Here is a 23761-nt window from a genome sequence, read left to right on the forward strand (position 1 = left end):
AACTAAAATCTCAACTGTGAATCAAGGGTTTAGAAGTTTTTTTCTATCTCTGTGATAAAATCATTTGATGCGCTGCAAAGCTTCCACATTGTTCACATAACCGACAAAATCCAGTATGATGAATAAAGATTCGATTACGAAAGTCAGACAACATCCTCGCCGGATATGTCCTTGAACTGCACTCCTTAGATTTTTCAATGCTTTAAATTGTAAATGTTTACATGAAACCGAGAATGCTTTTTATACCTTGTTGGCAAAGGAGAGATATGCTATGACAGCTACCAAAGGCTTGGAAGGTATCGTTGCAACAACTTCATCCATTAGCTCTATTGTGGATGGGGTACTCACTTACCGTGGTTATGATATTGATGATCTCGCAGAAAATGCTACCTTCGAAGAAACAGCTTATTTATTGTGGTTTGGCAGTCTACCAACAACACCAGAGCTGGAAGCGCTCAAACGGGATTTCAGTGCTTTCGCACGGATTCCTGAGCCAGTCATCGAGCAAATGAAGCTCTATCCAAAAGACACCAACACCATGGCAGCATTGCGGACTGCTGTATCAAGCCTTGCTCTCTATGATGAAGCGGCTGACGATATGAGTAGAGAAGCTAACGAGATTAAAGCAGTAAAACTACAGGCACAGCTCCCGACGGTTGTGGCGGCCCTATCGCGTATTCGCAAAGGTCTGGAACCTGTGGCTCCTAAAGAAGGCGTCTCGATTGCCGAGAACTTCCTGTATATGTTATGGGGAAAAGAGCCTGACAGTGTATCTGTTAAAGCGCTTGATACCGCACTTGTGCTTCATGCGGACCATGAGCTGAATGCTTCAACTTTTGCAGGCAGAGTTACGGTTGCAACCTTGTCCGATATTTATTCCGGCGTGACCTCCGCTATCGGCGCACTAAAGGGTCCACTTCACGGTGGGGCGAATGAAGCCGTTATGAAGATGCTTGAAGAGATCGGAAGTTTGGAAGCGGTTGAACCTTATATTCGTAAGAAGCTGGATAACCGCGAGAAGATCATGGGCTTCGGCCATAGAGTATACAAAAATGGTGATCCACGTGCTAAACACCTGATGAAAATGTCACTTGAACTTGGCACAATGAAAAATGATACTACGCTGTATGATATGTCCGTAAATATCGAGGAATTGATTACCGGACAAAAGGGACTTAAACCGAATGTTGATTTCTATTCGGCATCAGTTTATACACAGCTGGGTATTGAACGTGAGCTGTTCACTCCTATCTTTGCAATTAGCCGGACTTCAGGCTGGACTGCACATATTCTGGAGCAATATACAGATAACCGTATTATCCGGCCACGTGCAGAATACACAGGTATGATTGAACAGAAATACGTTCCAGTAGACGAAAGATAGAAGGGCAGCCTTGCGGGCTGCTCCTAAAGTTTAGTAGAATGAACCCTAGAATATATGCAATAATGCATATTCATACGTAGAGAGTTTTGTTCGAGGCTTGTCCATGAGAAATTAAATCCCACAAAACTTTAGGAGGAATACACTCAAATGTTGAAACTAGAAAAATTCGATCTGCCAACAGAAGGCGAACAAATCACAATTAAAGATGGTAAACTGCAGGTTCCTAATCATCCAATCATTCCTTTTATCGAGGGTGACGGCACAGGCCGTGATATTTGGAAGGCTTCCAAACGCGTACTTGATGCAGCAGTAACTAAAGCTTATGGCGGCACAAAGCAAATCGCTTGGTACGAAGTTTTTGCTGGCGAAAAAGCCTTCAATACATATGGCGAATGGCTGCCAAATGATACTTTGGAGGCAATCCGTGAATATTTTGTAGCTATTAAAGGTCCACTTACGACTCCAATCGGAGGCGGTATTCGTTCATTGAATGTAGCTTTGCGTCAAGAGTTGGATTTGTACGTATGTCTGCGTCCAGTTCGTTATTTCGAAGGGGTTCCTTCTCCTGTTAAACGTCCTGAGCTGGTGGATATGGTTATTTTCCGTGAGAATACAGAGGATATTTATGCAGGGATTGAATATCAAGAAGGTTCTGCTGAAGTGAAGAAAGTCATCGAATTCCTGCAAAAAGAGATGGGAGTTAACAAAATCCGTTTCCCTGAAACTTCTGGTATTGGTATCAAACCAGTATCCTCCGAAGGTTCGAAACGTTTAGTACGCGCTGCTATTGAATATGCGATCAAACACGGACGCAAGAGCGTAACGCTTGTGCACAAAGGAAACATCATGAAGTTCACTGAAGGTGCCTTCAAAAACTGGGGTTATGAAGTTGCTGAGCAAGAGTTCGGAGATAAGGTCTTCACTTGGAATCAATACGATGTGATTAAAGAACGTGAAGGTGAAGCTGCTGCCAATGCTGCTCAGAAGGATGCTGAAGCTGCGGGCAAAATTATCATCAAGGATGCCATTGCGGATATCGCATTGCAACAAGTTCTGACTCGTCCGACTGATTTTGATGTTATTGCTACCTTGAACCTGAACGGGGATTACCTGTCTGACGCGCTTGCTGCGCAAATCGGCGGTATCGGTATCGCTCCTGGAGCGAACATTAACTATATTTCTGGACATGCGATTTTTGAAGCCACTCATGGCACCGCACCTAAATATGCAGACAAAGATGTTGTGAACCCTGGTTCCGTGATTCTGTCCGGCGTAATGTTGCTGGAGCATCTGGGTTGGCAGGAAGCAGCAGATCTGATTTATAAAGGTATGGAAACAGCTATTAATAACAAAACCGTGACTTATGACTTTGCCCGCCTGATGGAAGGCGCAACTGAACTGAAATGCTCTGCATTTGCCGACGAGATTATTAATCACCTCTAAGATAGGCTGGCTCAACCAACTGAATATATTGAAGTTTAGCTAATACAAGCTATACCGACACCGTTCTAGGAGGAGAATCCTTGGCAATCAAACGTTATAAAATTACAGTTGTAGGTGCCGGTTTTACTGGGGCTACTACAGCTCTTATGCTTGCTCAAAAGGAGCTTGGTGACGTTGTGCTGCTTGATATCCCACAAATGGAGAACACAACCAAGGGGAAGGCACTAGATATGCTGGAAGCAGGTCCTGTACAGAAATTTGACAGTCAAATTATAGGAACCTCAAGCTATGAAGATGCTGCGGATTCAGATATTGTAATCATCACTGCAGGGATTGCCCGTAAACCTGGAATGAGTCGCGATGATCTCGTGAACACCAATGCAGGTATTGTGAAGTCGGTATGCGAGAACATAAAACGCGTAGCACCAGATTCCATCGTAATCATTCTGAGTAATCCAGTTGACGCTATGACCTATGCGGCATTTAATGCGCTGGGTTTTCCGAAGAGTCGCGTAATTGGACAATCCGGAGTGCTGGATACAGCCCGTTATAACACGTTTATTGCACAAGAGCTGAAGGTATCTGTTGAAGATGTACGTGGTTTCGTATTAGGCGGACACGGCGATGATATGGTACCGCTCGTAAGGTATTCCAGTGTCGGCGGAATTCCAATTGATACATTGATATCTGCAGAGCGTATTGATGAGATTGTGCAACGTACACGTGTAGGTGGCGGAGAGATTGTTAACCTCTTAGGAAATGGTAGTGCTTATTATGCACCAGCGGCTTCTTTAGTTCAGATGGCGGAAGCTATCTTGAAGGACAAAAAACGGATCATTCCGGTTATCGCTTTGCTCGAAGGAGAATATGGCTACGATAACCTGTTCATGGGTGTTCCGGCGTTACTTGGTGCCAATGGTATTGAGAAAATTTTTGAACTCGAGCTTACAGCTGAGGAAAAAGCGGCTTTAGATAAGTCTGCTGAATCCGTGCGTAGCGTAACAGCTGTGCTAACTGTATAGATTGTGACAGAGGTATGAAGAAACCCCCATTTTGTTCACTTAAAATGGGGGTTTCCTTTTCTTCTCAAGCAATAATGGGTATAATTAAATGTAACTATTATCACAGTTAAATCGGAGGAGATATGTTATGGATTGGAACGTGTTGTTTTTCTTACATATGATCGGAACCTTGGCACTTGGCTTCTACCTTGTGCTACCCTTCATCCTAGGACGTGCAGAGAAACTGTCGTCTGGGGCTAAAGAAGGAACGTTAAGTGCAGTAACCGGATTTAATCGTTTTGCGCAGTATGGATTGGTGATCCAACTCCTTACAGGCGGTTATATGATGACCAAAGGTGATTATTCAGTAGCGTGGATGATTATTGTTGTTGTGTTATTGCTAGCGATGTTTGCACTTGGCGGTATTATGAGCAAGCCTTTGCGTCTTGCAGCAGCTGGAATTCGTGAGAACCGCGACGTTAGCGCAGAGACTGGCAAATTGCGCACACTTAGTGCACTGCTTACGGTGTCATTGCTACTAATGGTATTCTTCATGGTGTTTAACGATATAGTTTAATCTATAGCGAATTATACCCGCCTCCGTAATGGAGAGCGGGTTTTTCGTATGTTAATAAAACCTAATTATTTAAAAAATCTCTAATTATATATTTTCAATTATGTAGTGATAGAGTAATATAAATGTGTTTGGATGGATTTTACAATTATTTTATTATTTGAGAGATTGCGGGGAGTTTGAATGGATGTGTATTTAAGAAAGATTGTGAGTGTAAGTCTGGGATTCAGTCTGCTATTCAGTTTGTTAAGCTTGGCATCCGCAGCTACTGGCAACTCGGTCAAAGACTATGAGAGCCACTGGGCGCAGAAGCAGATCGAGAGCTGGTTAGATAAGGGATGGTTAAAGGGCTTCGCAGACGGATCAGTAAAGCCTGACCAAGGCATCACGAGGGCTGAATTTGTCACACTTATAAATCGCTCTTTCGATATTAGGGGGAGTATGCCGGTGAGATTTACTGATGTGCCTACTACGGGTTGGATTTATGAAGAGTTTGCCAAGGCTGCCTCAGCAGGTTACATAAAAGGATATGGAGATAAAGTTCGCCCAAATGATCCGCTTACCCGCCAGGAGGCTGCTGTAATTATCAGTGATCTTCTAAAATTAGAAGATGCTTCAGATCTCTCGGCACTCAATAAGTTCAAAGATCGCGATCAGATAGCAGCATGGAGTGCGAGTAAGGTAGGGGCAATGATTAATAGTGGAATTATGAAAGGTTACCCGAGTGGTAATTTTGCTCCACTACAAGCGATCACCCGTGCTGAGGTGGTAACTATAATAGAGCCATTAACTACCAAGCTGGGTGGTGCAATGGAGATCAATGAGGCTGGGGTTTTTGGTGGCGAAGACCCTACTGCACCGGCTTTTGATGAAGGCGTTACAGTGAATACATATGGGGTTACGCTTAAGAATTTCCTTGTACTCGGAGATTTGCGTATAAATGAAGGCGTTGGTGAAGGTGATGTTTCCTTAGAAAACGTAACTGTAAAAGGAAAAGTTATCGTTAAGGGTGGCGGCGCTAATTCAATTCATTTTAAAGATTCTATTTTGGGGGAAGTTGTTGTTCAGAAAAAAGGCGGAAAAGTAAGTCTTGTAGCTGAAGGAACAACTCAAATTAAAACAGTAACCGTACAATCTGGCGCATTCATTCAACTGGGACAAGGGACTTCTGTGGCTAAACTTATTTTGGATGCAGTCACAAAGGTAACTGGGCAAGGTCAAATCTTAGCTGCAACAGTGAACCAAGGAGGTAAAGGCTCCTCTTTTGAGAAAAAGCCCGATCTCGTAGAAGGTGTTGGGTTACTATCAGGGACAAGCCATTTTAACTGATCAACAGAGGTAGATACATTCGCTTTCAAAATAAATAAGCTTTCGACAGTGGGGCAGTTAACTTTGGATAATGAACCTGCAGTAAACTGAGCGTGTGATTGGTATATGAAACTAACCGAAGATCAATAGAAAGTGCTTTCTGGAGAACTGGTGAATAAGATTATAGAACTTAAGGCGAAGCTGCTTCAACTGAAGTGAAATTAATTCCAAACTAATAAACTATCTGAACTGCACCCCAATTGTTAGACAAGAACTTACAATTGGAGTGCAGTTTTTTATGACCAAATTAGTCTTTCCTGATAGGATTCGTATAAGATTTCGGCCGGTAATTTAACGGAGAAACACCCGTCCATCGTTTGAATTGTCGGCTGAAGTGGCTCTGGGAAGCAAACCCGAGTTGTTCAGAAATCCTCTGTATTTTTAAATCGGTATGAAGCAGCAAATGTTTTGACTTCTTTAATCTTAGGTTAGTTATGTACTGCCTAGGAGATATCTTATATATCTTTGTAAACAACTTATGGCACTGCACCCGACTTAAGCAAAGCTGCTCAGCAATCAAATTAACCGTGAGCTCCGGCAAATGAATATTGGCTGCAATATATTTTTCGATCTGATGAGCAGTTTCCACCTCGTACAAAGAGTTTGCTTGTCGCGCTGTGTTGGAATTCTCCGAATTCGAGAGCTGTACATCAATGAGTTCAGTCAAAATCATCAGGATGATCGCTTGCAAACGAAGCCTTTCTTTTACAAGAATCATTTCTTCAATTTCCTCGGGAAATCCAGTGGAGGCCGTCGTGGCGAGAATATTGTTCTTAATAAATTCATCCAAATGTTCCAGTTGGTGATTTAATCCCGAATGCTGCATTTGCTGGTTATTCCATTTCTGTACAGCTTGAGACTGAAACCAATCACGAAACTTTAAATCGTCAATATCGAAATGAAAGGAGAAGTAGATATAGTTGCTTAGGCCAGAATTAACTACATAATGACGTAAGCCAGGCGGAATAATTAACCAATCTCCTTTACCAAAGGCAATGGAACTTCCTTCTACATATTGATGGGAGTTGCCGTCGTAGCAATACAATAGTTCGAAGATTTTGTGATGATGATCAGGGTATGCCCACCCAGGTTCTGCTACACGATAATGAACACCGATCAGCTGCAGTGTACTTATAATGTTCGGAAAGCTGACTTTGTAAGCGATAGGAGTTCTCCTCCTTAGGATCAATAGGGATGTTCTTAATTATATCAAGGATACCTATACATATGACCATTTTGCAGTGTGAGCCGTTGATCATTCCATGGTTTTCGTTACAAAAGGTCAAAAAAAAGAATGAAATCATCATTTGAATCACTTCAGAGAACAGGGATAATGGAGGGACCTAGGGAAGTATTTCGAGAAACGGAAGGAAGTGTAATGAAGTGAGAAAGCTGTGTAGGAATATACTAATCTTATCTTCTTTACTTATGGCTTCATTGACTCTTACTCACGGTAAAACAGAGGCATCCCTATTAAAAGATGAGGCAGAGAGGCAACCTCCAACCCAAATTGCAAGCGTATACAAGTTTAATTTTACAAACCAAGTTAAAACAGGATATCAATCCGTTAGGTATGATCCTAATCGCGGTGCACAATTGTATGACTCATCTTTAGGTTATGGTTTTGTTCAAGAGACCAACGCTTTACCCGCCAGAGAAGTGCACACCGACTCAATTACATCCGATGGAACAGGTTTTTTCATCACAGAACCTATTTTTTTTGCTGAACCTAAATCTGAGAAAGATAATTATAACAACTACGGAATGGCGTTTCGAATGGATGCTCCCCCTGGAACCTACAACGTATATGTAAAAACGACTTCTGACGCAGAGGATGGGATCGTGTCAGTATCAGGAATGCAGACCAGCCGCTTGTTGAAAAGTGGACATTGGGACGCTGCAAAGCTTGTACCTGTCAAGCATACGGCTGTAGCCAAAGGGAAAGAGTGGACTTATACGTATGTAAACGGCCGTGATCATATAGATATTGAGATCGAACCGAACAAAGTGAACACAGCTGTGGGGATTGAGGAGATCATACTGGAACCGATTTTGCCACAGCATAGAGCAGTTGGTGCTCTTCCGAATTTATTTATACTTGGAGATTCCACGGTCAAGTCCTACACCTTCGACGAAGCACCAATGAGTGGTTGGGGCCAGATTATTGGCAGTATGTTTAATCAACATAAATTGAGTGTAACTAACTATTCCATGGGAGGACGCTCGTTTAAAAATGCCTATACAGAAGGACGACTGAACGACATTTTACTGAATGGCAGCATTGGAGATTATGTGTTTATTCAATTCGGACACAATGATGAGAGCGCAGATGAGTTCAGACGTTACGGCAGAGGTTCGACAGAAGCAATGTATGAAAATTATCTTAAAGAAGTTTATCTCCCTGCGATTCAAGCCCGGGGCATGATACCAGTACTGGTAACCCCAATGTCCAGAATTAAAGGGAATGCAAGTCCGGGATATATCTATGAAAATTCTTTTAAATCAAGAAAGTTTGTAGATATTCTTAAACGGGTCGCAGATGAATCTGGAGTTACACTTATTGACCTTAACTCGGAAAGTCTGAAATATTATAACGAGATCGGTGTAGAAGCAATAACAGCCCTCTTCATGTCTATTGAAGCCGGAGAAACGCCAGGCAAAACAAATGACGGAAGTTACGCTAACGGGCATCCTTCAAAGAAAGTCGATGGGACTCATTTTAAAGAAGCGCTCTCCAAACAATTTTCGCGGATGATTGTTACGGAGCTTGTAGAGAAAGGTGCTACTGGCGATTCTACTGCTGCCTCCATTACTCCTTACCTTAAAGGGAACGTTAAGCATGCGGCACTAACAGGGAACTGGGGTAAGATTTTTCCGGAAATAACGAATGATACGACGACCGGGGAAGCTGCATATTACCGTAATCAAATTGAGAAATTAATCCAGCTGGGAGTAATGGGCAAAGACCGTCAAGGGAATTTTAATCCGGATACGGAGATGACAGTTGCTGAATTCACACGCAGTATTTCTAAGTTAATGAAAGTGGAAAGATCAGATCTTGCCTATTATCCGAAAGGTAAGCTGTCACGTGAAACGATGGGTGCTATACTCTATGACGTTTACCAAATAAAGTTTGCTAATAAACCTAAGTACATGACTGATTATAACGGCACAGCAGTAGTGCCAGGAGCTCCTGGCTATGATTCGAATCTGGAGCCAGGAGCTAGAGGTGCGATGTACTATCCTCTTGTATCCTGGACGCAGCTTGTTGATACAGGGGACATTTCTCCTTATTTAATTTCAAAAGTGAAAAGTGCATATGAATTAGGACTCATTAGATCTGAAGTGGGGATTACCAGAGGCGAAATGGTCAATGGGACAGAACTAGAACCTAAAGCAATAGTGACCCGGGAGAAAGCGGCCAAAGCTCTTTACTTTATGTGGGTGCTGGAACATGAAGTGAATGCAGAAAATCATGTTTCTTCTCTAAAATAGTCAGGGTGAACAATTCAAGGCACAGCAGCGATGCTGTGTCTATTTGTATGCAGTGAATTCCTCTCCACTTACAGCAGTGTATCTCTCGCGGTTGTTTATTTCTACTTTCATTGTGGTAAGTAAGATTCGTAAAGCGATTTAAGAAAATGACAAACCCAGCGTATAAACGTGCATAGTTGTGCCATCCTAAGACGATCAGTTAACTATCAATTTGCTTAACGAGAGGAGATAGGGAAGATGTCAGGCAACAATAAACAAGCTACAAAAACCTTACCCCCACAGGAGCAGCATCATCAGCCAGGGATTGAGAGTGAAATGACGCCGCTGCCCAAATACGAGCCGGCAAATTATAAAGCAGCAGGTAAACTGCAAGACAAGGCGGCGTTAATTACCGGTGGAGACAGCGGAATTGGGCGTGCAGTTGCTGTGCTTTTTGCTAAAGAAGGCGCTGATGTGGTCATTTCATATCTTAATGAACACTCAGATGCAGAGGAAACTAAACGTCAGGTCGAGCAGGAAGGCCGCAAATGTATCCTAATTCCAGGTGATATCGGTGACGAGAAATTCTGTAAGGATCTTATTAAACAGACGGTGGAGGGCTTAGGAAAGCTTGATATTCTCATCAATAACGCGGCAGAGCAACATCCGCAAGCTAAGATCGAGGATATTACTTCCGAGCAGCTTGAGCGTACTTTCCGTACGAATATATTTGCGATGTTCTATTTAACAAAAGCAGCTATGCCTCATTTAAAAGCAGGATCTACAATTATAAATACAACTTCAATTACCGCTTATCGCGGAAGCCCGCAGCTGCTGGACTATTCATCAACTAAAGGAGCTATTCTTAGCTTCACACGATCCTTGTCCACGAATCTGGCAGAGAAGGGCATACGGGTAAACGGTGTTGCACCAGGTCCAATCTGGACACCGCTGATTCCCTCTACCTTTGATGCAAAACAGGTTAGCGAGTTTGGAGGTACACAGCCTATGAAACGGCCTGGACAACCAGAAGAGCTGGCACCAGCCTATGTATATCTGGCCTCTGACGATTCCAGTTATGTGACTGGACAGGTTATTCATGTAAATGGTGGCGAGGTAGTAAACGGTTAGATTAGAACAGCTAATGTGAATAAATGGGTGTATTTCAATAAAAAAATATGTTACTATAACCACGTTAGCATTTTAAAATTGTATATTTATGTCACTAGGGGTGCCGATTGGCTGAGACGGAATGGATTTCCGGACCCTTTGAACCTGATCTGGTTAAGACCAGCGTAGGGAAGTGGAGAACGAATTTCTGTTATCGGGCTATTTGTAGTGCCGTCTATATACAGATTCTGACTGCCTTCCTTACGGGGGCAGTTTTTTTGTTTTTTACTGACCTACAGGGAAGTGAGAGAGGAGATCGTGATGTTGCAAGCTGAGATCCATCTAATATCAGACGGCAAGCTACAGCTGAGACATTTTGTTGAACTAGCTGTCACGGTGCAGACATGGGTCGATTATATTCACCTGAGAGATAAGCAATGTCCTGCATGCGAACTGCTCGCTGCGGCACAGCAGCTGTTGGCTGCCGGTATGCCCGCTACCAAACTGATAATCAACGACCGGATCGATGTAGCCTTGGCAGCTGGTGCCGCGGGGGTTCAGTTGGCTTGGCACAGTCTGAGTCCGGTTACAGCCCGGCGAATTGCACCTCAGCTTCGGCTGGGGAGATCGGTTCATTCTCCGGAAGAAGCGGCGAATGCCTCAGAGCAGGGAGCTGATTATTGCTTGTTTGGTCATGTATTTCCCTCGGATAGCAAGTTAGGGCTGCCCGCACGTGGGTTAGAGCTGCTTGCAGAAACGGTGAAGACCAGCTCTATTCCTGTAATTGCGATTGGCGGAATTAGCCCCGCTAATGCGGCGCAGATCATCAGGAAAGGTGCGGCAGGAGTTGCTGTGATGTCCGGTATTTGTGGAGCGGATGATCCTTATGAGGCCGCCAAAGCTATTCATAAGGCGGTTCATTCATAGCCTGAAGGTAACAGCATGGGCGAAGGGGGTGATTCAGAATGAAGCTGTTGATTAACGGGAAATCCGCAGAGTGTTCTGGTGGTATTCAAACTATAGCTGATTTGATCAGTCTTCCTGAGTGGTCGGGTCGTCTGATGATCATTGAGCTGAATGGAGAAATTGTCAGTAAGGAGAATTATGAAAGTACTGCTCTGAGCGAGGATGATCGTTTGGAACTGGTGCACTTTGTTGGTGGGGGTTGAGATGGAGCGGTATAGAATTTTGAGAAATTTATAAGAACCAAAGGGAGGTAATTTCATGCATGACCCGTTACATATTGGCGGCATCGAATTAACCAGTAGATTATTTATCGGAACCGGAAAATATAGCCGGAATACGCTGATCCCCGAAGTGATTGCTAGCTCTGGTTCTCAGGTGATTACTGTAGCGCTTCGCCGAGTGGACCCGCAAGGTGGAGCAGAAAATATCATGAACCACATTCCCGGTCACATGACTCTTCTGCCTAATACCTCAGGAGCGCGTACAGCGGAAGAGGCAGTCCGTATTGCAAGATTAGCAAGAGCTGCGGGACTGGGGAACTGGGTCAAGATCGAAGTGATCAATGATCAGAAATACCTGCTTCCAGATAATCTGGAGACCATACGAGCTACAGAGATTTTAGCAGCGGAGGGTTTTGTAGTACTGCCTTATATGAGTCCGGACCTTTCGGCTGCTTTACGTCTGAGAGATGCCGGTGCTGCTGCTGTGATGCCGCTTGGTGCGCCGATCGGAACGAATCGCGGCCTGCGCACCAAGGAGCTTGTGCGTATTCTTATTGAAGAAGTGAATTTGCCGATTATTGTAGACGCCGGGATTGGCAAGCCCTCGGAAGCGGCGGAAGCAATGGAGATGGGGGCCGCTGCTGTTCTGCTTAATACGGCTATTGCAACGGCACGTAATCCGCTCGTCATGGCGGAAGCGTTCCGCGAGGCGATATCCGCTGGCCGCAAAGCTTATTTGGCAGGACTCGGTCCTGTAGAAGAAGTTGCTTTTGCTTCGTCACCGTTGACTGGATTTTTGAACTGAATTTGATAGGTCACGAAAGGAGGGAGGATTAGCATGAGCTTTTTTGACACACTGGCCCGCTTGGAGCAGTATCCTTATGAGCAGCTGTGGAAGGAGTTCCGGGAGGATGACGTTAGGCGGGCGCTTGGAAAAGACAAGCTGAACGAAAATGATTTGCTGGCATTGCTCTCTCCGGCAGCAACGCCGCTGCTAGAGGAGATGGCGTTGGCTGCACAGCGACTGACCCGTGCACATTTTGGTTATTCGATGCAGCTGTTCACACCGATGTATCTTGCGGATTTTTGTGTGAATCATTGTACCTACTGCAGCTTCAGCTCCATTTATGATTTTCCGCGCAAAAAGCTGTCCTTGGAGGAGGTTCGCAGGGAGGCTGAGAAGATTGCAGCTACAGGTCTGCGGCATATCCTCATTTTGACTGGTGAATCGCGCCGGGAGAATCCTGTCTCATATATTAAGGATTGCGTAGATGTACTCAGGGAATTTTTTTCCTCTGTCAGTATTGAGATAAATCCTCTATCAACTGCAGAATATAAAGAGCTTCTTCAAGCAGGGGTGGATGGATTAACACTATACCAAGAGGTGTACCACCAGGAGACTTACAGAAAGCTGCATGTTAAAGGGCCTAAAAGAAACTACCGGAATCGCCTGGATGCACCTGAACGCGGCTGTCAGGCAGGTTTTCGTTCTGTGAATATTGGTACGTTGCTCGGGATGTATGATTGGCGGCAAGAGGCATTCCAAAGTGCCATGCATGCCCGCTATTTGCAGGATCGGTATCCAGATTGCGAGATCAGTCTGTCACCTCCACGGTTTCGGCCTTACTTAGGGGAATTTAACCCGGAGTGTGATGTTACCGACCGATCGCTAGTGCAGATTATTTTGGCATACCGGTTATTTTTACCCCGTTCGGGCATTACTTTATCTACACGAGAGCCTGCCTCTCTACGCGATCATTTAATTCATCTAGGAATAACAAAGATGTCAGCCGGGGTCACTACTGAGGTGGGCGGTCACACTAATGCAGGGGGAACTCCGCAATTCGAAATATCCGATAGCCGTAGTGTGCAGGAGATTACGAAAATGCTATATACGAAGGGTTTGCAGCCCATTTTTAAAGACTGGGATATCCTGACCGAATCAACAACGTAACGCTTGTATTATTATTAATCACTAATGGACCCCTGCGAGATTCATGCGGAGGTCCATTTTTTATTGTATAGAGGGTGTTTAGTTTCCGGCAGAGAGCTCATCGAGAGACATTTCGAAACTCGGTGCCATATGAGTCAGAAAATAATCCACTTCCTGCAGGTCAAGCCCACGAAGTTTTGCTGCTGTCTGCTCCTTCGCGGCGGCAAATTCTCGGTTTCCTGCAGCAACTTCCCATACGCATTTCAAATAAGCATCCAGCCGATCAGCGGCTTTCACATAGCTGTGCAGCAGAATGTCTTCCGAATCGGGAGGGCTGTCTTCCGGTCGTATAAGCTGAGTGTAGATGCTTTTCAGCTCTGATGGAATCATTCCAGTTAAGCGATCAGCCGCAACTTTCTCCATTTCCCGGAAGCTGGTGAGCAAGCGAGGATTGTTGTATTTTACCGGCGTGGCGATGTCACCTGTGAACACTTCGCTGGCATCATGGAACAGAGCTAGGGTTGCTGCTCGTTCTGCGTTTAGTGAACGTCCAAAATGAACATTACCGATGGAACAGAGCATATGTGTGAGCAATGCAACATGAAAAGAATGCTCAGCGACGTTCTCCGGTGCGGTGCTGCGCATCAAGCTCCAGCGCTGAATATACTGAAGACGATATAGATAGGCAGAAAAATGGTAGCTCAATTTTAAAGTAACCCCTTTCATGCGGTGCTAGGTATGATATTATTATACTAATTGTATCAAACTTTAGATAACCTGGAACTGCCGAGAGGAGCTTGAATGAAGATGCAGCATTTTGAAGACAGTATTTATAACCTTATCGTAGAAACTTCCACGAATTTGCCGGGAGATGTACGCCGGGCAGTTGCAAAAGGTCGCGCGCTGGAAGACAGGGCTACCCGGTCCGGTCTTGCTTTAACCACGATTGCGCAAAATATCGGAATGGCTGAGCAGCAAGTGTCTCCGATCTGTCAGGATACGGGAATGCCTACATTTATCATTCACACCCCTGTGGGAATCAATCAGATTGAGATGAAAAAAGATATTCATAATGCCATTGTACGAGCGACCAAGAATGGTAAACTTCGTCCCAATTCTGTAGATTCATTAACAGGTGAGAATAGCGGAGATAACTTGGGTGCAGGCACACCAGTCATTCATTTCGAACAATGGGAAGAGGATAAAATAGACGTTAGACTTATTCTGAAGGGTGGAGGCTGCGAGAATAAAAATATTCAATACAGTCTCCCGGCAGAATTAGAAGGACTCGGGAAAGCGGGCCGGGATCTGGACGGAATCCGTAAATGTATTTTACACGCGGTATATCAGGCGCAGGGACAAGGCTGCAGTGCCGGTTTTATTGGCGTGGGTATCGGCGGTGACCGTACGACTGGCTACGAGCTGGCTAAGAAGCAGCTGTTCCGCAAAGTGGAGGATGTTAATCCAATAGAAGACCTTAGTAAGCTGGAAGACTATATTATGGAAAATGCTAACAAGCTTGGAATTGGCACGATGGGCTTTGGTGGTGAAGTATCGCTGCTGGGCTGTAAGGTTGGCGTAATGAATCGTCTGCCAGCTAGCTTTTTCGTATCCGTTGCTTATAACTGTTGGGCCTTCCGCCGCCAAGGGGTGCTGGTTGATCCATCCACAGGCAATATAGAGGATTGGTTGTATGAGAGTGGTACAGGGATATCTGTAGATGATGAAGGGGCACATGAATCTGAAGCAGTAATTGCTGAGGGAGCTAACAGCCCAGCCTCTGAATCGCGGGAAGTACGTCTTACAACGCCGATAAGTGAAGAGGATATCCGTAGTCTGCGTGTTGGAGACGTGGTTATTTTATCCGGTGAAATGCATACAGGCCGTGATGCTTTGCACAAATATTTAATGGATCATGAGTCTCCGGTAGATCTGGAAGGGGCTGTGATTTATCATTGTGGTCCTGTGATGATGAAAGATGAGGAAGGCTGGCATGTAAAAGCTGCGGGCCCAACTACGAGCATTCGTGAAGAGCCTTATCAAGGCGATATTATCAAAAAATTTGGAATCCGTGCAGTCATCGGAAAAGGTGGTATGGGTCCAAAAACGTTAAAAGCGTTACAGGAGCACGGCGGGGTATACCTCAATGCGATTGGTGGAGCCGCCCAGTATTATGCAGAGTGCATTAAGAAGGTCAACGCTGTTGATTTTATGGAATTTGGTATTCCTGAGGCGATGTGGCATCTCGATGTGGAGGGTTTTGCAGCGATTGTGACGATGGATGCTCACGGCAACAGTCTGCATGCGGATGTGGAAAAAGATTCTGCAGCTAAATTGACTCAATTCAAGGAGCCAGTGTTTAAATAAATGGGGTTACAACCGGTGGATAAGTCATGAGGAGGGCAGATTCTCTGAATGGCTTTTCCATGGGTTTTAATCAAATTATAAGGATTTATATGTCCAGACTATAAATGATCTTTAAGGAACGCCGAAGGCGTTTTTACCTGTCTAAAGGAGGACAACGAATGGCACCACATTATATTAGAAATGGGTTTCTTAACGTTACGCCGTATTTTATTGCGGAAGATGCAGACCAATTGATAGATTTTGTTGTGCACTGCTTTGATGCCAAAATTATTGATATGCTGCGAAATGATGAGGGAAGGATTAGGCATGCCGAGGTCAGAATCGGTGATTCCATCATTGAGATATCCGAAGCGAATGAAAAGTATTCACCGGTACAGCTTGCCATTCATCTTTATGTAAGAAATGTTGATGAGACCTACCGCAAGTGCCTGGATGCCGGGGCTTCTATTATTGAAGAACCACTGGATAAATCCTATGGAGAAAGAGGAGCAGGGGTTAGAGACCGTCAGGGTAATCAGTGGTTTCTTGCCACCCGTACAGAATAAACTCATGTGTTTTTACAAAAGTAATACAAAGTAACAGTCCAGAGTTAATCAACTCGGGCTGTTATTTTTATATAATCTACTCTGGGGGGCTTATGTCACGGTCATAGTCGTACTGGTATTTTGAAGAAAATGAAGTTAGGATAAAAGATACAATGATAAAGGGAGAGGCAAATTTCAGATGAAACCGTTTCGCGCTCGTCTTACGTTTATACTTATGGCCTTAATCGGTATTTCCATGATTGGTACTGGATTTACGATGGCTCATCTGTTTAAGAGCTCCCATATAACTGCTCTGGAAGAGAATATGTCCCGGGAAATAAGCTTGCTCTCAGGCACACTGGAATTTGTTGATATGAATTCTTCGAATGCGATCCCGTATTACACTGAACAGGCGGAGCATATTTCTAAACTTTTAGATTCTCGGATAACGTTTATTACAAAGTCGGGTAAAGTAATTGGCGATTCTGAGAAAAACCCCTTGGAAATGGACAACCACTCCAATCGTGAAGAAGAGATAGGGGCTGCGAAAGAGGGAACTGGACGGGCAATCCGTTACAGCGAAACTCTAAAGCATGAGATGTTATATGTGGCTGGAAAGGTAACTTCTGATCAGGGATTTGACGGCTATATTCGGGTCTCAATGGGACTTGATGCTGTAACGCAAGGTCTTAAGCATGCTTGGATGATCATGGCTGCAGGTCTAATCATCTTGTTCTTGTCAGCAACTATTGTGAGCTATAAAGTAGCTTCAAGCATGACTTCCCCGCTGGAGCAAATCACAAGAGTCGCCCGGCGGATTACCGATCTGGATTATGATGCCAGAGTTCATTTGAAGCGTAAAGATGAAGTTGGACAGCTGGCTACAGCGATTAATGCGATGGCAGACAGTCTTCAAGACCAGCTTAAGACGATTCGTGATAATGAGGATCTGCTGCAAAGCGTGCTGGATAATATGACGGGCGGCATCATAATGATCAATGCGGAAGAAGAGATTGCGCTGCTTAATCGAGCTTCAGAGCGAATGCTTGATGTCAGTAACGGTGAAATGGCGGGTCATTCGTACAAAGAGTTAAAACGGCATTATGAGCTAACCCGTCTGCTTGAAGAAGGGGTGTTAAGCCGGGAGCCGATTCATGAAGAACGAAGTATTTATAACCCAAGAGAGCGAATTGTACGGATGGACGCGGTTCCGATGATCCAGGATGGTACGTACAGAGGTATGCTTTTCCTATTGCAAGAGGTTACGGAAATTCGCCGTTTGGAGCGGATGCGTAGTGAATTTGTAGCTAATGTATCGCATGAACTCAAGACTCCGGTTGCAGCGGTCAAAGGGTTTGCCGAGACCTTACTGGGTGGCGGAGTTAAAGATGAGAAGACGGCGAGATCCTTCCTGCAAATTATTTATGATGAGAACGAGCGTTTAAATCGCTTGATTGGAGATATTCTGGAATTATCTAAAATCGAATCTAAACGGGTGCAGCTCGATTGCTCACCGGTTCATATCATTGAATTCTTTGATTCCGTGCTGGGAACCATCAGTAAAGTCGCTGAGAAGAAAAACATTAGTCTTAATGTAGAGGTTCCTGAGGAGCTATTCATTGAGGCGGATGAGGATAAGCTGCGTCAAATCTTTATGAATCTGTTCTCTAATGCGATTAATTACACACATGAAGGCGGAAACGTAAAGGTCTACGTTAAGAGTCTACTGAAACCAGACGGCTCCGAAAATGTTCAATTTACTGTTAGCGATACAGGTATGGGGATTCCTAAAAAAGATCTGCCGCGTATTTTTGAACGTTTTTACCGGGTGGATAAGGCAAGATCCAGAAGCTCCGGCGGAACGGGATTGGGGCTGTCTATTGTGAAGCATTTGGTAGATATGCACCATGGAGTGATTTCAGTTGAAAGTGATTTGGGAATCGGCAGTTCCTTTGTGATTGAATTGCCTTTACTGCAGGAAGAAAAGACCGATTAGATTTTTGTAAATTCACTTTTTCAATTTTACACTAAGTTAACATTACGGTGATATGATGGTTTTGTTGCTGTTTTGTAAAAATCAAACTATATGGAAGACGGGGGAACCTATGGCTCAACGATTGCTTGTCATTGAAGACGAACCGACACTAGCCCGGCTGCTGTCCTATAACTTAACGCAGGAAGGTTACGAGGTGACGGTAGAGGATCATGGAACGGCAGGATATGATCGTGCGACGAGGGAACCTTTTGACTTGATCGTATTGGATCTGATGCTGCCAGGAATGAATGGCATTGACATCCTTGATAAATTGCGTGGACAAGGTATCCGCACACCTATTATCGTATTGACTGCTAAAAATGCTGAAGAAGATGTGGTTAGAGGGCTGAAATCCGGTGCTGATGATTATATAACCAAACCTTTTGGGGTATCCGAATTGCTTGCAAGAGTGAGCGCTGTATTGCGGCGGATTTCCGGTCTTGCTGAGGAGGCTCCACAAGAGACACCTATATCTGCTTCTACGATCATTCTGGGACAACTGGAAATCTATCCTGAGCGGTATGAAGTTTCCTTAGGTGGACATAGCATTAACCTGCGACCTAAAGAGTTCGAGGTATTGTTATATTTGGCTCGTAAACCAGGGGTAGTGCTGACAAGAGATGATCTTATGAACGCTGTATGGGGCTTTGATTATATTGGTGGACAGCGCACCGTTGATGTGCACGTAAGTTCACTTCGTAAAAAGCTTGAGCTAGATCCAGAATCCGTCCATATCGATTCCATTCGAGGTGTAGGTTATAAATTAGTTGTTAACAAAAAGAGAGCTCCGGTCATTTAGCATGACTGGAGTTTTCTTCTTTATCCCGTTCATAAACAAGATTCAGGTGAGATTATACGCCGAATTGTAGGGAATACTATCACGTGGACTAATTCATCTTCACCAATTTTACATTGCGTTAACATTTCTCTCCAACTGTATTTACATTAAAAGCTTATTATGGAGAACGAAGATGATGAGAAGGAGACGTAAATACTAATGAAATCCATCATTGACATAGAGAAACTTGATCTCTACTATGAGTCATTTCACGCACTGAAGAATGTGAATCTGCAAATTCCGGAGAAACAGGTTACTGCTTTTATTGGACCTTCCGGTTGCGGAAAATCCACTCTGTTGCGCACGCTGAATCGTATGAATGATATGATTCCTGGTACACGTATTGAAGGAACTGTAAACATCGGCGGCAAAAATATTTATAGTGACGAGGTAGAGGTAGAAAGCCTGCGTAAGCAGGTGGGCATGGTATTCCAACAGCCCAATCCTTTTCCAAAGTCGATTTACGACAATGTAGCTTATGGTCCTCGCCTGCACGGCATTCGTTCAAAGAGCGAACTGGATGAGATTGTAGAGCAAAGTCTGCGTCATTCCGCGCTGTGGGAGGAAGTTAAAGATTTTCTGAAAAAATCTGCCCTTAGCTTGTCCGGCGGACAGCAGCAACGGCTGTGTATCGCCCGAGCTTTGGCAGTACAGCCGGATATTCTGCTCATGGATGAGGCAACGTCTGCACTTGATCCTGTGTCTACGCTCAAGATAGAGGAGCTTGTACAGGAATTAAGAAGTAAGTATACAATCGTTATGGTTACTCATAACATGCATCAGGCGGCACGTGTATCTGGTCGAACCGTGTTTTTCTTGAATGGTGTAATTGTAGAGGCGGCGGATACAGAGGTGTTGTTCTCTACTCCTAAGGATTCCCGCACCGAAGATTATATTTCTGGACGTTTCGGCTGATACGGGCTACAAGGGCGCTCGTCCTTGGAAATGGCAAGCTGACCATACATTAATGAGGAGGATCGCTCTTACTATGATTCGCAGAAAAGAATTTGATAAAGATTTGGAAGAGCTGCGCAGTCTGCTGCAGCAGATGGGTGAACATGTAATAGATGCTCTTGGTGGAGCAATTGTTGCTTTACAGAATCTTGATACTGTGCGCGCTCAGGAAATCATTAAAGCAGATTTGCAGCTGAATGCCATGGAAGATAAAATCATGGAAATTGGCTCACGGCTAATTATTACACAGCAGCCTGTAGCAAAAGATTTGCGCCGCATTATCGTTGCTTTCAAAATATCTAGCGATTTGGAACGTATGGGTGACTTGGCTATTGATGTTGCGAAAGCAACTATGCGCATCCATGGACAGCAGCTGATCAAGCCGCTTGTAGACATTCCACGTATGGCGGAAATTGTGACGACCATGATTGATGAGGCTATCCAGTCTTATCTGGATGAGAACACGGATCTGGCTTATAGAATGGCACAAGATGATGATCAGGTCGATCAATTATATGGTTCGATGATCAATGAGCTATATAGTTATATGGTGGCAAAACCGGATTCTGTATCCCAAGCTATGTTATTAACGCTGGTAGGCCGTTATATTGAACGGATTGCCGATCATGCGACTAACATTGGTGAGAGTGTTGTTTATCTGGTCACAGGCAGCCGTCCGGACTTGAATCAGTAATTTGCACTTACACAGCTTTTGTTATATCTTTAGTTAAACAAGTAGCCGCCCTTTTAAAAGGGCGGCTACTTGTTGTATATCCTTAACATATCAGCTTATCCCACTGTTTAGGTTGGTAAAGCCGTTTCTACTTGTACAGGGCATATGGTAAGATGTAAGGAGTAAGCATGAAAAAGGCGAGGTGCACTATGGACAAGTTGATACTTATAGATGGAAACAATATTATTTACCGTGCTTTTTTTGCGATGCCCCCGCTGACGAATACAGCAGGGCAACAGACAAATGCGGTGTACGGATTTACAACGATGCTGCTTCGTTTAATCGAAGAACATAAACCGACACATATGATTGTCGCTTTCGATGCAGGGAAAGTTACTTTTCGGCATGAAGGTTATCAAGATTATAAGGGCGGCCGGCAAAAAACACCGCCGGAACTCTCCGAGCAGTTCCCTTTGTTGAAGGAATTGCTGACTAATTTAGGTGTACCGCAGTTTGAAATTGGCAATTATGAGGCTGATGATATTATTGGCACCATTTCACGCCAGGCGGATGAAGCGGGACGGCAGGTTATGATCGTGTCGGGAGACAAGGATATGTTGCAGCTGGCCTCTGAACATACGACCGTTGCCTTAATCCGCAAAGGGGTCACCGAAGTTGAGCTTTATGGGCCGGAACAAATCCGGGAGAAATATGACCTAACCCCTGAGCAGATCATTGATCTTAAAGGGCTGATGGGCGATGCAAGTGATAACATCCCGGGAGTACCCGGCGTAGGTGAGAAGACAGCTTTGAAGTTGCTGCATCAATTTGGATCAGTGGAAGGTGTCTTAGCTGGAACTGGTGAGCTAAAGGGCAAAATGAAAGAGAAACTGGAAACCCATGCGGAAGATGCGGTGATGAGTAAAAAATTAGCGACCATCTATCGTGAAGTACCGCTTGAGCATTCGTGGGAAGACATGGTCTTCAATGGAATTTCAGCGGATACAGCCGGACCAGCGCTTGCCAAGCTGGAATTTAAATCATTGTTGGAACGTTTGTCGCTTAGTGCTTATGCTCCTGTTACCGAGGGTGAGGAGAGTGCAACTGAAGTAGAAGCTGCGGCACTTGATATTACGATCGTAAGTGAAGAAGAACTTAAGGAGCTCAGTGAAGCCCTGGCTGGTATTTCGGCGCTGCATGTGGAATCGTATGGAGATAATCCGCATCGTGCCGAGGTAATCGGAATAGGATTGTCCTCTCTGGAGCGGCATTACTATGTGCCGTTTGAATTACTGCATAAACCGGCCGCTGCGAAGCTGCGTGATTGGCTAGGAGATGAAAAGGCTCCGAAAAGTGGATATGATCTTCACCGCGCTGATTTGGCTCTACACTGGCAGGGAATTGCTTTTGCAGGTGCAGCCCATGATGTGCAGCTGGCGGCTTATTTGCTTGATCCTACGGAGGCTAATCAGAATCTAAATGATCTCACTGCTAAATACGGCTTGCCGCGGCTCTCTCCTGATGAAGAGGTATTTGGTAAAGGTGCCAAATACAAAATCCCTGAGCTTGAAGTTTTAGGAAATCACGTTGCACGAAAGAGTGCAACGGTTCTTGGAATCGCACAGAAGCAACAGCAGGAGCTGGTGGAGACCGCAATGACAGGGCTATTCGAGGATCTGGAAATGCCTTTGTCACGGATTTTGGCGGATATGGAGAAACAGGGGATTGCAGTCAATGCTGGTGATCTTAAAGAGCTTGGAAAAGAATTCGAGGCGCAAATTTCTAAATTGGTCAGTGAAATATACGAGATTTGTGGCACTGAGTTTAATTTGAACTCACCAAAGCAGCTGGGTGAAATCTTGTTTGTAAAGCTAGGTCTGCCTGTCGTCAAGAAGACGAAGACGGGTTATTCCACGGATGCCGAGGTGCTTGAGAAACTGGCGCCATACCACGATGTGGTGCGTTTGATTCTGCAATATCGCACAATTGCAAAGCTGCAATCTACCTACGTAGAGGGGCTGCTTAAAGAAATTTCCCCGAACACAGGGAAGGTGCATACATTCTATCGGCAGACAATTGCCGCTACAGGACGGCTTAGCAGCCAATTCCCGAACTTGCAAAATATCCCGATTCGTCTAGAGGAAGGACGCAAAATCCGCAAGGTATTCGTTCCGTCCGAACCGGGCTGGTCCATCTTAGCAGCCGACTATTCGCAGATCGAACTGCGTGTGCTGGCACATATTTCCGGCGATGAGCGGATGAAGGAAGCCTTTCTGCATGATATGGATATTCACACGAAGACAGCGATGGATGTGTTCGGTGTGACCGCAGAACAGGTGGACAGTAATATGCGCCGTGCCGCAAAAGCCGTTAACTTTGGGATCGTCTACGGGATCAGTGATTACGGTCTCTCGCAGAATCTGAATATTCCGCGTAAGGAAGCCGCGCAATTTATTGAACAGTATTTTGAGGTTTATCAGGGTGTGCGCCGCTATATGGACGATATTGTAGTGGAGGCACGAAAGTATGGTTATGTGACCACATTGCTCGAACGTCGCCGTTATCTGCCGGAGATTAATGCGAAGAACTTTAATCTGCGCTCTTTTGCGGAGCGGACAGCAATGAATACACCTATACAGGGAACAGCAGCGGATATAATCAAGCTGGCGATGGTGCATATGGACAAGGCGTTATTTGATCGTGGGCTTAAGAGCCGTATGCTGCTTCAAGTGCACGATGAGCTTGTATTCGAGGTGCCAGAGGATGAAATGGAGCTTATGAAGACGCTTTTGCCGGAAGTAATGGGTGGAGCCCTAAAGTTATCTGTGCCGCTTAAGGCAGAGGTCAGCTTTGGAAGTAACTGGTACGAGGCGAAATAGACTCCCTTTAAGGTGTG

20 protein-coding genes and 1 riboswitch are annotated in these 23761 nt (G+C 44.7%); of the genes, 18 read left to right on the forward strand and 2 right to left on the reverse strand.

Going from position 1 to position 23761, the window contains the following annotated elements:
- Window positions 1-271 precede the first annotated feature (271 nt).
- From citZ to NST40_RS09490, 5 genes are all read left to right on the forward strand, one after another.
- The gene (citZ, locus tag NST40_RS09470; RefSeq protein WP_036678915.1) at window positions 272-1384 is read left to right on the forward strand and encodes a citrate synthase; all 1113 of its coding nucleotides are present in this window, start codon (window positions 272-274) and stop codon (window positions 1382-1384) included.
- Window positions 1385-1531: 147 nt separating this feature from the next.
- A complete protein-coding gene (icd, locus tag NST40_RS09475; protein WP_036678918.1) occupies window positions 1532-2827 on the forward strand; it encodes an NADP-dependent isocitrate dehydrogenase in 1296 nt (431 codons plus the stop codon).
- Window positions 2828-2907: 80 nt separating this feature from the next.
- Window positions 2908-3849, forward strand: a complete 942-nt coding sequence (gene mdh / locus NST40_RS09480; RefSeq protein ID WP_076276417.1) for a malate dehydrogenase — start codon at window positions 2908-2910, stop codon at window positions 3847-3849.
- 127 nt (window positions 3850-3976) lie between these two features.
- Window positions 3977-4405, forward strand: a complete 429-nt coding sequence (locus NST40_RS09485) for a hypothetical protein (RefSeq protein WP_036678923.1) — start codon at window positions 3977-3979, stop codon at window positions 4403-4405.
- 186 nt (window positions 4406-4591) lie between these two features.
- On the forward strand, window positions 4592-5731 hold the full coding sequence (locus NST40_RS09490) for an S-layer homology domain-containing protein (RefSeq protein WP_342410619.1): 1140 nt from the start codon (window positions 4592-4594) through the stop codon (window positions 5729-5731).
- A 286-nt stretch (window positions 5732-6017) separates the two neighbouring features.
- On the opposite strand, the gene NST40_RS09495 is transcribed toward NST40_RS09490, so the two are convergent.
- Window positions 6018-6959: an AraC family transcriptional regulator gene (locus tag NST40_RS09495; RefSeq protein WP_076276415.1), complete on the reverse strand. Its 942-nt coding sequence runs from the start codon at window positions 6957-6959 to the stop codon at window positions 6018-6020.
- Window positions 6960-7153: 194 nt separating this feature from the next.
- On the opposite strand from NST40_RS09495, the gene NST40_RS09500 reads away from it, so the two are divergent.
- From NST40_RS09500 to thiH, 6 genes are all read left to right on the forward strand, one after another.
- Entirely contained in the window at window positions 7154-9265 is a 2112-nt protein-coding gene (locus NST40_RS09500) for a GDSL-type esterase/lipase family protein (protein ID WP_342410620.1), read from the forward strand.
- A 237-nt stretch (window positions 9266-9502) separates the two neighbouring features.
- Window positions 9503-10375 carry an SDR family oxidoreductase gene (locus tag NST40_RS09505; protein ID WP_038569678.1) on the forward strand — a complete coding sequence of 291 codons (873 nt, stop codon included), beginning with the start codon at window positions 9503-9505 and terminating at the stop codon, window positions 10373-10375.
- A gap of 86 nt (window positions 10376-10461) precedes the next feature.
- Window positions 10462-10563, forward strand: a riboswitch (TPP riboswitch).
- Window positions 10564-10675: 112 nt separating this feature from the next.
- Window positions 10676-11281, forward strand: coding sequence for a thiamine phosphate synthase (locus NST40_RS09510; protein WP_081392472.1), 606 nt, complete (start codon window positions 10676-10678; stop codon window positions 11279-11281).
- Window positions 11282-11319: 38 nt separating this feature from the next.
- Window positions 11320-11523, forward strand: a complete 204-nt coding sequence (gene thiS, locus NST40_RS09515; RefSeq protein ID WP_038569682.1) for a sulfur carrier protein ThiS — start codon at window positions 11320-11322, stop codon at window positions 11521-11523.
- Between the two features lie 55 nt (window positions 11524-11578).
- The gene (locus NST40_RS09520) at window positions 11579-12346 is read left to right on the forward strand and encodes a thiazole synthase (protein WP_038569684.1); all 768 of its coding nucleotides are present in this window, start codon (window positions 11579-11581) and stop codon (window positions 12344-12346) included.
- A 33-nt stretch (window positions 12347-12379) separates the two neighbouring features.
- Window positions 12380-13495 (forward strand): 2-iminoacetate synthase ThiH, encoded by a 1116-nt coding sequence (thiH, locus tag NST40_RS09525; RefSeq protein WP_076309831.1) that lies wholly within the window; start codon window positions 12380-12382, stop codon window positions 13493-13495.
- 78 nt (window positions 13496-13573) lie between these two features.
- Here the strand turns inward: thiH and yfbR are convergent, their stop codons facing one another.
- Window positions 13574-14179, reverse strand: a complete 606-nt coding sequence (yfbR, locus tag NST40_RS09530) for a 5'-deoxynucleotidase (RefSeq protein ID WP_139330047.1) — start codon at window positions 14177-14179, stop codon at window positions 13574-13576.
- Window positions 14180-14281: 102 nt separating this feature from the next.
- Here yfbR and NST40_RS09535 point away from each other — a divergent pair, with 102 nt between their 5' ends.
- From NST40_RS09535 to polA, 7 genes are all read left to right on the forward strand, one after another.
- Entirely contained in the window at window positions 14282-15841 is a 1560-nt protein-coding gene (locus NST40_RS09535; RefSeq protein WP_076125145.1) for a fumarate hydratase, read from the forward strand.
- A gap of 158 nt (window positions 15842-15999) precedes the next feature.
- Window positions 16000-16386, forward strand: coding sequence for a VOC family protein (locus tag NST40_RS09540; protein WP_076124919.1), 387 nt, complete (start codon window positions 16000-16002; stop codon window positions 16384-16386).
- A 178-nt stretch (window positions 16387-16564) separates the two neighbouring features.
- Complete coding sequence (locus NST40_RS09545) at window positions 16565-18361, forward strand: ATP-binding protein (protein WP_076124920.1); 1797 nt, start codon at window positions 16565-16567, stop codon at window positions 18359-18361.
- A gap of 109 nt (window positions 18362-18470) precedes the next feature.
- Entirely contained in the window at window positions 18471-19199 is a 729-nt protein-coding gene (locus NST40_RS09550; protein ID WP_036678951.1) for a response regulator transcription factor, read from the forward strand.
- Between the two features lie 198 nt (window positions 19200-19397).
- Window positions 19398-20153, forward strand: a complete 756-nt coding sequence (pstB, locus tag NST40_RS09555) for a phosphate ABC transporter ATP-binding protein PstB (protein ID WP_036678954.1) — start codon at window positions 19398-19400, stop codon at window positions 20151-20153.
- Window positions 20154-20226: 73 nt separating this feature from the next.
- Window positions 20227-20886 carry a phosphate signaling complex protein PhoU gene (phoU, locus tag NST40_RS09560; protein ID WP_036678957.1) on the forward strand — a complete coding sequence of 220 codons (660 nt, stop codon included), beginning with the start codon at window positions 20227-20229 and terminating at the stop codon, window positions 20884-20886.
- Window positions 20887-21074: 188 nt separating this feature from the next.
- Window positions 21075-23744, forward strand: a complete 2670-nt coding sequence (gene polA / locus NST40_RS09565; protein ID WP_076276412.1) for a DNA polymerase I — start codon at window positions 21075-21077, stop codon at window positions 23742-23744.
- The last annotated feature ends 17 nt before the right edge of the window (window positions 23745-23761 follow it).

This window comes from Paenibacillus sp. FSL R10-2778 (genome assembly GCF_038593035.1).
In the GTDB taxonomy this organism is placed as follows: Bacteria; Bacillota; Bacilli; order Paenibacillales; family Paenibacillaceae; genus Paenibacillus_AQ; species Paenibacillus_AQ odorifer.

Bases quoted from the DNA above. Each gene is read 5' to 3' on its own strand.
- citZ (WP_036678915.1), top strand. From the start codon at position 272: ATGACAGCTACCAAAGGCTTGGAAGGTATCGTTGCAACAACTTCATCC.
- icd (WP_036678918.1), top strand. From the start codon at position 1,532: ATGTTGAAACTAGAAAAATTCGATCTGCCAACAGAAGGCGAACAAATC.
- NST40_RS09485 (WP_036678923.1), top strand. From the start codon at position 3,977: ATGGATTGGAACGTGTTGTTTTTCTTACATATGATCGGAACCTTGGCA.
- NST40_RS09505 (WP_038569678.1), top strand. From the start codon at position 9,503: ATGTCAGGCAACAATAAACAAGCTACAAAAACCTTACCCCCACAGGAG.
- NST40_RS09510 (WP_081392472.1), top strand. From the start codon at position 10,676: ATGTTGCAAGCTGAGATCCATCTAATATCAGACGGCAAGCTACAGCTG.
- thiS (WP_038569682.1), top strand. From the start codon at position 11,320: ATGAAGCTGTTGATTAACGGGAAATCCGCAGAGTGTTCTGGTGGTATT.
- NST40_RS09520 (WP_038569684.1), top strand. From the start codon at position 11,579: ATGCATGACCCGTTACATATTGGCGGCATCGAATTAACCAGTAGATTA.
- thiH (WP_076309831.1), top strand. From the start codon at position 12,380: ATGAGCTTTTTTGACACACTGGCCCGCTTGGAGCAGTATCCTTATGAG.
- NST40_RS09535 (WP_076125145.1), top strand. From the start codon at position 14,282: ATGCAGCATTTTGAAGACAGTATTTATAACCTTATCGTAGAAACTTCC.
- NST40_RS09540 (WP_076124919.1), top strand. From the start codon at position 16,000: ATGGCACCACATTATATTAGAAATGGGTTTCTTAACGTTACGCCGTAT.
- NST40_RS09545 (WP_076124920.1), top strand. From the start codon at position 16,565: ATGAAACCGTTTCGCGCTCGTCTTACGTTTATACTTATGGCCTTAATC.
- NST40_RS09550 (WP_036678951.1), top strand. From the start codon at position 18,471: ATGGCTCAACGATTGCTTGTCATTGAAGACGAACCGACACTAGCCCGG.
- pstB (WP_036678954.1), top strand. From the start codon at position 19,398: ATGAAATCCATCATTGACATAGAGAAACTTGATCTCTACTATGAGTCA.
- phoU (WP_036678957.1), top strand. From the start codon at position 20,227: ATGATTCGCAGAAAAGAATTTGATAAAGATTTGGAAGAGCTGCGCAGT.
- polA (WP_076276412.1), top strand. From the start codon at position 21,075: ATGGACAAGTTGATACTTATAGATGGAAACAATATTATTTACCGTGCT.